12 protein-coding genes are annotated in these 10938 nt (G+C 73.9%); 4 read left to right on the forward strand and 8 right to left on the reverse strand.

Translation table 11 applies throughout. The features are described from left to right. Nucleotides 1–47 precede the first annotated feature (47 nt). Nucleotides 48–470, forward strand: a complete 423-nt coding sequence (locus tag ACFUUZ_RS27655) for a plastocyanin/azurin family copper-binding protein (protein ID WP_378701198.1) — start codon at nt 48–50, stop codon at nt 468–470. A gap of 25 nt (nt 471–495) precedes the next feature. On the opposite strand, the gene glmS is transcribed toward ACFUUZ_RS27655, so the two are convergent. Next, nucleotides 496–2376 (reverse strand): glutamine--fructose-6-phosphate transaminase (isomerizing), encoded by a 1881-nt coding sequence (glmS, locus tag ACFUUZ_RS27660; RefSeq protein ID WP_378701200.1) that lies wholly within the window; start codon nt 2374–2376, stop codon nt 496–498. A 36-nt stretch (nt 2377–2412) separates the two neighbouring features. On the opposite strand from glmS, the gene ACFUUZ_RS27665 reads away from it, so the two are divergent. After that, the gene (locus ACFUUZ_RS27665; RefSeq protein ID WP_378701202.1) at nt 2413–3276 is read left to right on the forward strand and encodes a hypothetical protein; all 864 of its coding nucleotides are present in this window, start codon (nt 2413–2415) and stop codon (nt 3274–3276) included. On the opposite strand, the gene ACFUUZ_RS27670 is transcribed toward ACFUUZ_RS27665, so the two are convergent. From ACFUUZ_RS27670 to ACFUUZ_RS27695, 6 genes are all read right to left on the reverse strand, one after another. Then, complete coding sequence (locus ACFUUZ_RS27670) at nt 3249–3662, reverse strand: hypothetical protein (protein WP_378701204.1); 414 nt, start codon at nt 3660–3662, stop codon at nt 3249–3251. The two genes, ACFUUZ_RS27665 and ACFUUZ_RS27670, sit on opposite strands and share 28 nt — an antisense overlap. A gap of 434 nt (nt 3663–4096) precedes the next feature. Then, on the reverse strand, nt 4097–4282 hold the full coding sequence (locus ACFUUZ_RS27675; RefSeq protein ID WP_378701206.1) for a hypothetical protein: 186 nt from the start codon (nt 4280–4282) through the stop codon (nt 4097–4099). Next, a complete protein-coding gene (locus tag ACFUUZ_RS27680) occupies nt 4279–6315 on the reverse strand; it encodes a hypothetical protein (protein WP_378701208.1) in 2037 nt (678 codons plus the stop codon). The genes ACFUUZ_RS27675 and ACFUUZ_RS27680 overlap by 4 nt, the downstream gene beginning before the upstream one ends. Nucleotides 6316–6322: 7 nt before the next feature. Next, nucleotides 6323–6616: a hypothetical protein gene (locus ACFUUZ_RS27685; protein WP_378701210.1), complete on the reverse strand. Its 294-nt coding sequence runs from the start codon at nt 6614–6616 to the stop codon at nt 6323–6325. A 109-nt stretch (nt 6617–6725) separates the two neighbouring features. Beyond that, on the reverse strand, nt 6726–7031 hold the full coding sequence (locus ACFUUZ_RS27690) for a DUF6802 family protein (protein ID WP_378701212.1): 306 nt from the start codon (nt 7029–7031) through the stop codon (nt 6726–6728). Nucleotides 7032–7110: 79 nt separating this feature from the next. Continuing rightward, nucleotides 7111–7305 (reverse strand): PspC domain-containing protein, encoded by a 195-nt coding sequence (locus tag ACFUUZ_RS27695; protein WP_378701213.1) that lies wholly within the window; start codon nt 7303–7305, stop codon nt 7111–7113. 137 nt (nt 7306–7442) lie between these two features. Between ACFUUZ_RS27695 and ACFUUZ_RS27700 the strand changes: the two genes are divergently transcribed. After that, nucleotides 7443–9077 (forward strand): ABC-F family ATP-binding cassette domain-containing protein, encoded by a 1635-nt coding sequence (locus ACFUUZ_RS27700; RefSeq protein WP_378701215.1) that lies wholly within the window; start codon nt 7443–7445, stop codon nt 9075–9077. Between the two features lie 2 nt (nt 9078–9079). After that, a complete protein-coding gene (locus ACFUUZ_RS27705; protein WP_378701217.1) occupies nt 9080–9517 on the forward strand; it encodes a hypothetical protein in 438 nt (145 codons plus the stop codon). Here ACFUUZ_RS27705 and glmM read toward each other — a convergent pair. Beyond that, the gene (glmM, locus tag ACFUUZ_RS27710; RefSeq protein ID WP_378701219.1) at nt 9514–10884 is read right to left on the reverse strand and encodes a phosphoglucosamine mutase; all 1371 of its coding nucleotides are present in this window, start codon (nt 10882–10884) and stop codon (nt 9514–9516) included. The genes ACFUUZ_RS27705 and glmM overlap by 4 nt on opposite strands. Between the last annotated feature and the right edge of the window lie 54 nt (nt 10885–10938).

A 10938-nucleotide genomic window follows, 5' to 3' on the forward strand; every position in this document is an offset into this window, starting at 1 on the left:
GCGCGGGCCGGGGGCCCGTCCCGCGGTGCAGACTACGCTTGGCGATCATGCCGCTCCCTCCCCGTCGCACCCGAACCGCCGTCGCCGCCCTCGCCGCCCTCGCGCTCACCGCGGGCTGCGGCACCGACGAGCCGAGCACCGCGGCGCCAACGAGCAGCACCTCCGCCGCGCCCGGCGCGCCGACCGCCCAGCAGCAGCAGGCCACCGCGCCGAGCACCGTGACCGTGCGGGTCGAGGACATGACCTTCTCCCCCGACGAGCTGCGCGTCCAGGTCGGCGATACTGTGACCTGGGAATTCGCCGACGGCCCCGCGCACTCGGTGCAGGGCATCGGCGACAGCGCCATGGGCATCAACAGCCCGATCCAGAACGCGGGCTCCTGGAGCTACACCTTCATCGCCCCCGGCAACTACCGCTACCTGTGCTCGCTGCACCCGGAGATGCGCGGCACCGTCGTCGTCGAGGAGTGAGGGGCGGGCGGCGGCCCGCCCCCGCTCACTCGACCGTCACCGATTTGGCCAGGTTCCGCGGCTTGTCCACGTCGTAGCCGCGGGCCTGCGCCACCTCGGCGGCGAAGATCTGCAGCGGCACCGTGGAGAGCAGCGGCTGGAACAGCGTCGGCGCGGTCGGGATCTCGATGAGGTCGTCGGCGAACGGCCGCACGGTGTCGTCGCCCTCCTCCGCGATCACGATGGTGCGCGCGCCGCGGGCCTGGATCTCCCGGATATTGCTGAGCAGCTTGGAGTGCAGCACCGCGCGGCCCTTGGGCGAGGGCATGACCACGATCACCGGCAGCCCCTGCTCGATCAGCGCGATCGGGCCGTGCTTGAGCTCACCGGCGGCGAAGCCCTCCGCGTGCATGTAGGCGAGCTCCTTGAGCTTGAGCGCACCCTCCAGCGCCACCGGGTACCCGACGTGCCTGCCCAGGAAGAGCACCGTCGGCACCTGCGCCAGCTCGCGGGCGATGGCCCGCACCTGCGGCGCCGTCTCCAGCACCCGGGAGACCAGCTTCGGCATCCCCTCCAGCTCGGCGAACTCGCGGGCCACCTCGTCCGGGTACTTGGTGCCGCGCGCCTGCGCGATCGCCAGCCCGACCAGGTAGTTCGCCGTCACCTGGGCGAGGAACGCCTTGGTGGAGGCGACGCCGATCTCCGGCCCCGCCCTGGTGTAGAGCACCGCGTCGGACTCGCGCGGGATCTGCGCGCCGTTGGTGTTGCAGATGGCGAGCACCCGCGCCTTCTGCTCCTTGGCGTGCCGCACCGCCTCCAGCGTGTCCGCGGTCTCGCCGGACTGCGAGATGGCGACGACCAGGGTGGAGCGGTCGAGCACCGGGTCGCGGTAGCGGAACTCGCTGGCCAGCTCGACCTCGACCGGCAGCCGGGTCCAGTGCTCGATGGCGTACTTGGCCAGCAGCCCGGAGTGGTACGCGCTGCCGCAGGCGACGACGAAGACCTTGTCGAAGTCGCGCAGCTCCTGGTCGGCGAGGCGCTGCTCGTCCAGCACGATCCGGCCGCCGGACTCGTCCTGGGTGAAGTGCCCCATGAGCGTGTCGGCCACCGCGACCGGCTGCTCCTCGATCTCCTTGAGCATGAAGTAGTCGTGGCCGCCCTTCTCCGCGGCGGCCAGATCCCAGTCGATGGTGAAGGGACGGGTCCGGTGGCCCGCGTCGGCGCCGTCGAAGTCGGTGACCCGGTAGCTGTCGGCGGTGATCACGACGGCCTGGTCCTGGCCGAGCTCGACGGCCTCCCTGGTGTGCTCGATGAAGGCGGTGACGTCCGAGGCGATGAACATCTCGCCCTTGCCGACGCCGACCACCAGCGGGGTCGAGCGGCGCGCCGCGACGATCGTGCCCGGGTGCGCGGCGTGCGTGAAGACCAGCGTGAAGGCGCCCTCCAGGCGGCGCACGACGGCGAGCGCGCTGGCCACGAAGTCACCCGCGGTGGGGCCGTCGGCGTAGGCCGCGGCCACCAGGTGCACCGCCACCTCGGTGTCGGTGTCGCTGCGCAGCTCGACGCCCGCGGTCTCCAGCTCGCGGCGCAGCGGCGCGAAGTTCTCGATGATGCCGTTGTGCACCACCGCGACCGTGCCGGTGGCGTCCCGGTGCGGGTGCGCGTTGCGGTCGGTGGGGGCACCGTGCGTCGCCCAGCGGGTGTGCCCCATGCCGGTGGTGCCCGCGAACCCGGCCGCCCCGGCCTCGGCCAGCTCGGCCTCCAGATTGGCGAGCCTGCCCGCCTTGCGCTCCACCGCCAGCGCGCCCGCGCCGTCCAGGATCGCGACGCCCGCCGAGTCGTACCCGCGATATTCCATGCGGCGCAACGCGTCGACGACGACGCCGAGCGCATCCCGGTACCCGACGTACCCCACGATTCCGCACATGGCTCCCCACAGTACTTATCGGCTACCGTTCACGTCGTGTCGGCGTCTGTGAAATCACTCGTGACCACCCTGACCAGCCGCGGCCCGCACCGGGTGCTGCGCGGGAACCTCGCGGTGGCCGGGCTGCCCGGCGTCGTCTTCACCCCCGAGAGCGGCACCAACCTGCCCGCCGTCGCCTTCGGGCACGCCTGGCTCACCAAGGTGGCGAACTACCGCGAGCTGCTGCAGCACCTCGCCTCCTGGGGCATCGTCGCCGCCGCGCCGGACACCGAGCGCGGCCCGATCCCCTCGCACCTCGGGCTCGCCACCGACCTGCTGACCACGCTCGACATCTGCACCGGCGTGCGGCTCGGCAACGGCTCGATCAGCGTGCACCCGGAGAAGCTGGCGCTGGTCGGGCACGGCATGGGCGCGGGCGCCGCCGCCATCGCCGCCGCGCAGCGCAGGGTGGCCGCGTACGCCGCGCTCTTCCCCGCCCCCACCGCGCCCGCCGCCGAGGACCTCGCGCCCGGCCTCGACATCCCCGCCTTCGTGCTCGGCGGCGAGGTGGACGCCAAGTCGGTGAGCTCGGACGCGCTGCCGCTGGCCACCGCGTGGGGCGGGCCGCTGGTGCTGCGCACCCTGGAGGGGGCCTCGCACAACGGGCTCATCGAGGGGCGGCGCTCGCTCGCCGCGTTCGGCGTCGGCAAGTTCGAGGCGAAGAACGCGCGGGCGACCCGCGCGCTGCTCACCGGATACCTGCTGCACACCCTGCTCGGTGACAAGACCTACGCCGCCTTCGCCGACCCCGAGGCCGAGATTCCGCGCACGGTCGCCGTCGACCCGCACGCGCCGGTCGAGCCGGAGGCGGGTAAGGGGAAGATCGGGCTGCGTCAGATCAGCCAGCTGGTGCGCCGGTAGTACTCGCCGTCCTCGTCGTCCTGGTCGCTGGGCCGGGCGACGCTCCTGGCGCGGCGGGCGGCGATGGAGCGGGCGATCGCCTCACGGCGCTCCTGGAGTTCCGCTAGGCGGCGCTGCTCGTCGGTCGGGTGGTCCGGTGCCAGGGCCGGTAGTGGTGCCGTGGCGGGCTCCGGGTCGTCCCGGTCCGGGGCGCGCCACAGCGGGCGGGTGGATTCGTCCGGGTCCGGGGCGGCGTGCCTGCCACCGGGTTCCCGGGTAGCGCCAGGTGCCGCCGGGCTCGGGACCGGCCGTTCCGCAGCCGCTCCTCCCGACCCGGCGTTGGGCGGTGACTGCCCCGAGTCGAGGGGCTCCGGATCTCGGCGGTCCGGACTGCCGTCGGCGCTCACGCCTTCCGACCGGAGACCGGTGGGCGCTGGACTCGAACCGGGTTGCTCCTGCGGCAGCCGCTCCGGGTCGCCCGATACGGGTGCCGAGCTCGAGCGGAGGTGCTCCGGCACCGGCCGTTCCGGGTCGCCCCATACGGGCTCAGAGCTCGAGTCCGAGTGCTCCGATACCGGCCGCTCCGGATCGCCCGGTGTGGGCGCCGCCCCGGAGCCCGGCTGCTCCGATAGGGGCCATTCCGGGTCGCTCGGTGTGGGCGACGGGTCCTGGGGTCGGGGTTCGGTTCGGGGGGCGCGCTGGATGGCCTCGATGGCCCGGGCGGAGCGGGCGGCCAAGTCGGCGGCGACGGCGGCGGTGCGGGCGTTGGCCGCGGTCAGTTCGTCGAGGACGGCGATGCGGCGGCGGCGGTACTCGCCGGCGATGTGGTCCAGTTCAGGGCTCACGGGGACTCGCCCTCCTTCGCCGGTGCGCCGGGTTCGTCCCGGGTCGGGTCGTCGGCGGGCGGGTCGGCCGGTGTGTCGACGCCGCGGTCGAGCGGGCCCGCGCAGCGCAGGGCCGGGCGGCGGGACGCGACGCCGCGCAGCGAGGCGGACCAGCGGTGGGTGCCGGTCGGGCGGCGGTTCACAGTGGGCCTGCTTCCGAGAGACGGGCGCCGCTGTCCCCGTTCGGTTCCGGTGGTTCGACCGCCGTGCTGTCCGGGAATTCCTGCGGACGGTGCTCGCCGTCCTCCGCGCGGCGCGGAGTGGGCGGTATGCCGGTCCCGGAGTTGTTCGGCGGGACCGAATCGTCCGGCGCCGGGGCGGGGGCCGGTTCCACCGGTGCCGGATTCCCCGGTGCGGAGTTGTCCGGCGCCGGGTTGGCCGAGCCGGGGCTGCCCGGCGCCGACTCCGCTGGGCCCGGGTTTCCCGGCGCGGAGGCCGCCGGGCCGGGGTTCTCCGGCGCAGGGTCCGCGGTGGCCGGATCCCCTGGCGCCGGGGTACCGGGTGCCGCATCGGACTCCGACGCCCCGGGGCTGCCGTCCCTCGGCGCCGTGGTCCCGTCCGGAGCGGGCGGTGATCCGTCGTCGGGGTCGGGCTCGGTCGAGGATTCGCCCTCCGGCTCGATCTTCTCACCGGTCTCCGGGTCGACCTGGACCAGCACCGGGTGACCGTGCTCGTCGGTCTCCAGCCGGTATTCGGCGCTCACCCCGTCGGCCCCGGTGAGGGTGAGCGCGAGCTGCCCGTCGGCGCCGAGCGCCACCTCGGCCTGCTGCTCGCCGAGCGGGAAGCCGGCGAGCACCCGGTCGTCCGGAAGGCCGTCGCCGTCCGCGTCGACCGGTTCCAGGGCCTGCTGCACCCGTTCCATGGCGTCATCGATGCCCGCGGTCACCGAGTCGGTGAGCGCGCTGAGGCCGGTGCCGAGGGATTCCGCCACGCTCTGCGCGATGGGCGTCAGGGTCTGGGCGGCCGAACTCAGGGCGCTGAGCCCGTCGAGCGCCGTGGTGATGGGCAAGGTGGTCGACGGCGCGATGGTCGGCGTTGTCGGCTCGGTCGGCGTACTCGTCGTGGGCGGCGTACTCGGCGTGGGCGTGGTCGCAGGCGATGGCGTAGCTGTCGCGGAAGGCGCCGGCGCGACGGGGACAGCCGCGCTCGGCGTCGCCGCAGCGGGCGCCGTCGCAGCGGGCGTCGTCGCGGCCGGTGTGGTCGCGGCAGGCACCGTCCCAGCGGGCGTCGTCGCCGACGGCACCGCCTCGACGGGCACGGTCGAGGACGGCGTCGTACCGGCCGGGACGGTACTCACCGGCGCACCCTCCACCGGAGACGCCCCCGACGACACCCAGGGCCGCGGATACTCCTCCCCGGACAACCGGCCGAACTTCGCGACCACCGCCTCGTAGAGATCCCGCACCCCGTCGTCGACGATCGTGCACATCTCGCTGAATGCGCGCACCTTCCGCGCGTAGTCCGGCACGAACACCTCGTCCAACCAGCCGAGGCACCGCTCCGCGATCACGTCCTGATAGGGCGACCACAGCGTCTGCACAGCCCCCTTGCCGTACAGGAGTTCGTCCACCATCCCGAGCCGCATGTCCGGAAAGAGCGCCTGCGCCCGGCTCGCCGCCGAATCCGCGCTCAGCGTGTGCGTCCAACCGAACCCGTCGGCCCCGTCGATGATGAGATCGACGTCCTCCGGCGTTTTCCCGTTGATCTTCAGCTCGGTGCCGTGCTCCAGGATCTGCAGCACGATCTCGGCCTTGCCCTTCAGCGCCGCGCGCAGCGCGCCGGGCAGCCGGTCGAATTCGGCCGAGATCCCGGCGAGCGCGGCGATATCCGCCTCGGCCACCGCGAGTTGCCGGTTCAGCAGGGCGATCTCGGCGGTCGCCGCCGCACCCTGCCAGACCCCGGCGATGCCGCGCGTGCTGTCGCCCTGGGCCTGGTACTGCGCGCGCAGGTCGGCGAGGACCGCGCGCAGCGCGTCGGCGGTGGCGCCGATCCGCTCCTCGGACAGCCCGTTCTGCTCGTAGAAGCGGCGGTGCAGGGTGGCGTAGTCGCCGTTCTCCGGCACCGTTTTCGCCCAGCGCTGGTAGCGCGGGCCGAAGTGCTCGAAGTACAGCAGGCTCCGCGACCCGAGCTCGAGCAGCTGGGCGGCGGTGGCGGCGGCGGGCACGGTGAAGGCCATGGCGGGTCTACCCGCCGAACGCGGAGCGGTCGGTCGCGGCCTGCCGGTCCACCGAGACCTGGATCGCCTCGGCGGCGGCGACGGTCGCGCCGGACCAGCCGGTGAGCCGCTGCCCCAGCACCTCCAGCCCGGCGCGGATGGCGGCGCCCTCCGCCGCGTAGTGCGCGCCGAGCTCGCCCGGCCCGACGGGATGGTCGGCGACGGTGCGCGCGGCGCCGCCGACGGCGCCCCCCGACTCCCGCAGTTCGCCAGCCAGACGCCCCAGTTCGCCGGTGCTGACCCCGACGATCTCGCTGCTCATCGCTGCGACCCCTCCCCTCCTGCTCGCCCGATCGGTGTGCGGCGGCCCGAAACCCGCCTCACCCTCCTTCGACGCGGCCGGGGCGCCCGCGGTTCCGCCGGATCGCGGCTCAGCCCAGCCGGCCCTGGTCCGTGCGCACCCACTCCGAGGTGCCGTCCGGGTGGTGGTGGAATTCCCAGGCGGCGTAGTCGCCGTCCTTCTCCACCACCGTCAGGTGGTCGGCGAGGCCGTCGCGGTCGGTGTCGGTCCAGACCCGCATGCCGTGCTCGTCGGATTCGGTGATCGAGTCGAGCGCACCGTCGCCGTCGATGTCCTGGACCGGGTGCGCCAGCCCGACTTCGCCGAGGTCGTGCAGCGGCGAGGCGGCATCGACGTCGGGCAGGTCGATCCCGGGGAACTCGGGCGAATTGACCACGGGTCCTCCTGCGGGCCGGTCGGCGGGTGTGGCTCCCATCCTGTCACCCGCCGATCGGCAGCGCAGCCCGGACTCGGGGTCAGTACTTCGGCATCAGCAGCCACAGCGCCGCGTACACCAGGAACTGCGGCCCCGGCAGCAGGCAGGACAGCACGAACGCCACCCGAACGACGGTCGGGCTCCAGCCGAAGTAGCGGGCGATGCCGCCGCAGACCCCGGCGATCACCTGGTTGTCGGCGGTGCGGGTGAAGCGGCGGGTGGGTGTGGTGGTCATTGGCGATCTCCTCCTCGTGACGACCTCCACTCTCCGCGAGCGGCGCTCGCCCGCGCATCGGTCGCGGTACCCATATCGACCCCCATTCCGCCCGGCCCGGTCTCGGGGTCGGACCCGGACACGGCAGACTCGTGCGGGTGAGCACCACCCTGCACGCCCGCGGTCTCGCCGCCGGGCACGCCGAACGCACTCTCTTCGAAGACCTCGACCTGACGCTCGCCGACGGCGATGTGATCGGCCTGGTCGGGGTGAACGGCGCGGGCAAGTCGACGCTGCTCCGGCTGCTCGCGGGCGCGCCCGCCCCCGGCATCGCGCTGAGCCCGCCGGACGCGACCGTGGGGCACCTCGCGCAGGAGCCGGAGCGGGTGCCCGGCGAGACCGTGCTGGAGTTCCTGGCCCGGCGCACCGGGGTGGCCGCGGCGCAGCGCGAGATGGACGCCGCCGCCGAGCGGCTCGCCGAGGGCGGCGCCGACGACTACACCCCCGCGCTGGAGCGTTGGCTGGCGCTCGGCGGCGCCGACCTGGAGCAGCGCGCCACCGAGGTCTCCGCCGAGCTCGGGCTGGACAGCGGCCTCCCGCAGGGCATCGACACCCCGATGACGGCGCTCTCCGGCGGCCAGGCCGCGCGCGCCGGGCTGGCCTCGGTGCTGCTCTCCCGCTACGACGTGCTGCTGCTGGACGAGCCGACCAACGACCTCGACCTGGACGGCCTGGCCCGGCTGGAGCGCTTCGTACTCGGCGTCCGGGTGCCGATGATGGTGGTCAGCCACGACCGGGAGTTCCTGGCGCGCACCGTGAACGGCATCCTGGAGCTGGACCTGGCGCAGCAGCAGGTGGCGTACTACGACGGCGGCTACGAGTCCTACCTGGCCGAGCGGGCGGTCGCGCGCAGGCACGCGCGCGAGGCCTACGAGGAGTACGCCGACACCAGGGCCGGGCTGGAGGCGCGGGCGCAGATGCAGCGCAACTGGCTGGAGCACGGGGTGCGCAACGCCAGGCGCAAGGGCAAGGTCGACTCGGACAAGGCCGGGCGCAAGATGCGCGCGGAGTCGACCGAGAAGCAGGCCGCCAAGGCCCGCCAGACCCAGCGCCGGATCGAGCGGCTGGAGGTGGTCGAGGAGCCGCGCAAGGAGTGGGAGCTGCGGATGGAGATCGCCGCCGCCCCGCGCAGCGGCTCGGTGGTCGCCACGCTCTCGGCCGCGGTGGTGCGCCGCGGCGGCTTCGCCCTCGGCCCGGTCAGCACCCAGGTGAACTGGGCCGACCGGATCGTGCTGACCGGTGAGAACGGCGCGGGCAAGTCCACCCTGCTCGGGTTGCTGCTCGGCCGGATCCAGCCGGACGAGGGCAGCGCGAGCACCGGCTCCGGGGTGCTGGTCGGCGAGGTGGACCAGGCCCGCGGGCTGTTCCGCGCGGACGACACCCTCGCCGCCACCTTCGGCGCCGCGGTCCCCGACCTGCCTGAGGCCGAGGTGCGGACCCTGCTCGCCAAGTTCGGGCTGCGCGGCCCGCACGTGCTGCGGCCGTGTGCCACGCTCTCCCCCGGCGAACGGACCAGGGCGGCGCTGGCGCTGCTCCAGGCCCGCGGGGTGAACCTGCTGGTCCTGGACGAGCCGACGAACCACCTCGACCTGCCCGCCATCGAACAGCTGGAGCAGGCGGTCGACTCCTTCGACGGCACGCTGCTGCTGGTCACGCACGACCGGCGGATGCTCGATTCGGTGCGCGCCACCCGCCGCTGGCACCTGGCCCGCGGCCTGCTCACGGAGGAGTGACGGTGACCGCGACGCTGGGGCTCGACACCTTGGTCACGCTGCTGATCACCGGGCTGATCTTCCTGGCGGCTCTGCTGCTCGGGGTCTGGAAGTACCGCGGCATGCGCGGCTCCCCGGAGGGCGCCGCGCACCCGTACGTGGACATCGCGCACCGGGCCGCGCTGCTCTACGCCTTCGCCGGGCTGCTGCTCGCGGTCTTCACCGAGCTGAGCGCGTGGCCGACGGCGGTGAACCTCGCCGCCGACCTGGTGGTGCTCGCCTTCTTCGTCGGTGCCATCACCACCTACGTGTGGCACGGGTGGCGCCGCGACACCACCAACCAGTACCGCGGCGAGATCCCGGTCGCCCTGAAGCTCATCACGGTGCTGCTGATCGTCGGGGAGGTCGGCGGCTTCCTCGTGCTCTTCACCGGCTTCCTGCGCGCCTGGCAGCTCGGCTAGACCGAGCCGACCAGCCGGGCGAGGTCGTCGGCGAGCTGGCGCGCGCGGGCCGGGTCGGTGGCCTCGACCATGACCCGGACCAGCTCCTCGGTTCCGCTGGGCCGCAGCAGTACCCGGCCGCTGTCGCCGAGCGCGCGCTCTGCCTCGGCGACCGCCTCGCGCACCGCGGGGGCCGTCGCCACCAGGGACTTGTCGCTCACCGGCACGTTCACCAGCACCTGCGGGACCGTGCGCAGCACGCTCGCCAGCTCGGCGACGGTCCGCCCGGTCGCGGCCATCCGCGCCATCAGGTGCAGCCCGGTGAGCACGCCGTCGCCGGTGGTGCCGTGCGCGGGCATGATCACGTGCCCGGACTGCTCGCCACCGAGGCTCAGCCCGCCGCGGCGCAGCTCCTCCAGCACGTAGCGGTCGCCGACGGCGGTGGTGCGCAGCGTGATTCCGGCCTCGCGCATGGCGATGTGCAGCCCGAGGTTGCTCATGACCGTCGCCACCAGGGTGTCGTCGGCCAGCTCGCCGCGCTCCCGCATGCCGATGGCGAGCACCGCGAGGATGGCGTCCCCGTCGACGACGGCGCCGGTGGCGTCCACCGCGAGGCAGCGGTCGGCGTCGCCGTCGAGCGCGAGGCCGAGGTCGGCGCCGTACTCCAGGACCGCGGCCTGCACCGGGCCCAGGTGGGTGGAGCCGCAGCGGTCGTTGATGTTCAGTCCGTCCGGCCCGGCATTGATCGCGATCACGGTCGCGCCCGCCGCCCGGTAGACCGCGGGGGCCACCTCGGAGGCGGCGCCGTTCGCGCAGTCGACAACGACGGTGAGCCCGGCCAGGTCCTCGCCGGTGGTGGCGACCAGGTGCTCGACGTAGCGCTCGTGCGTGCCCGCGGCCGAGTACTTCGCAGGCACGTCGGAGCCCGCGGCGGCGGAGGCGTTGCGCACCCGGCCGAGCCCGGCGCCGGTCGGCCGCTGCGGGGTGTCCGCCCTGATCAGGGCCTCGATCCGGTCCTCGATCGCGTCGTCGAGCTTGTGCCCGCCCGCCGCGAAGATCTTGATGCCGTTGTCCGGCATGGGGTTGTGCGATGCCGAGATCATCACGCCGAGGCAGGCGTCGTAGAGCCCGGTCAGGTAGGCGACGGCGGGCGTCGGCAGCACGCCGACCGAGAGCACGTCCACCCCCGCGGCGGTGAGCCCGGCGGTGACCGCCGCCTCCAGCATCTCGCCGCTGGCCCTCGGGTCGCGGCCGACCACCGCGAGCGGGCGGGCCTTGCCCCTGCCGAGCACCTCGGCGGCGGCCCCGGCCACCCGGAGTGCGAGTTCAGGGCTCAGCGAGGCGTTGGCGAGCCCGCGGATGCCGTCGGTGCCGAACATACGTCCCATAACACGTCCTCGAAAAAGTTCCGCGTACACCACGAGAGCAGGCCACCGGCGGCG

Source organism: Nocardia sp. NPDC057353, assembly GCF_042667085.1.
Taxonomy (GTDB): Bacteria; Actinomycetota; Actinomycetes; order Mycobacteriales; family Mycobacteriaceae; genus Nocardia.

Coding starts and splice junctions, on each gene's coding strand:
- ACFUUZ_RS27685 (WP_378701210.1), bottom strand. CDS start 6,616: ATGAGCAGCGAGATCGTCGGGGTCAGCACCGGCGAACTGGGGCGTCTG.
- ACFUUZ_RS27680 (WP_378701208.1), bottom strand. CDS start 6,315: ATGGCCTTCACCGTGCCCGCCGCCGCCACCGCCGCCCAGCTGCTCGAG.
- glmM (WP_378701219.1), bottom strand. CDS start 10,884: ATGGGACGTATGTTCGGCACCGACGGCATCCGCGGGCTCGCCAACGCC.
- ACFUUZ_RS27655 (WP_378701198.1), top strand. CDS start 48: ATGCCGCTCCCTCCCCGTCGCACCCGAACCGCCGTCGCCGCCCTCGCC.
- glmS (WP_378701200.1), bottom strand. CDS start 2,376: ATGTGCGGAATCGTGGGGTACGTCGGGTACCGGGATGCGCTCGGCGTC.
- ACFUUZ_RS27695 (WP_378701213.1), bottom strand. CDS start 7,305: ATGACCACCACACCCACCCGCCGCTTCACCCGCACCGCCGACAACCAG.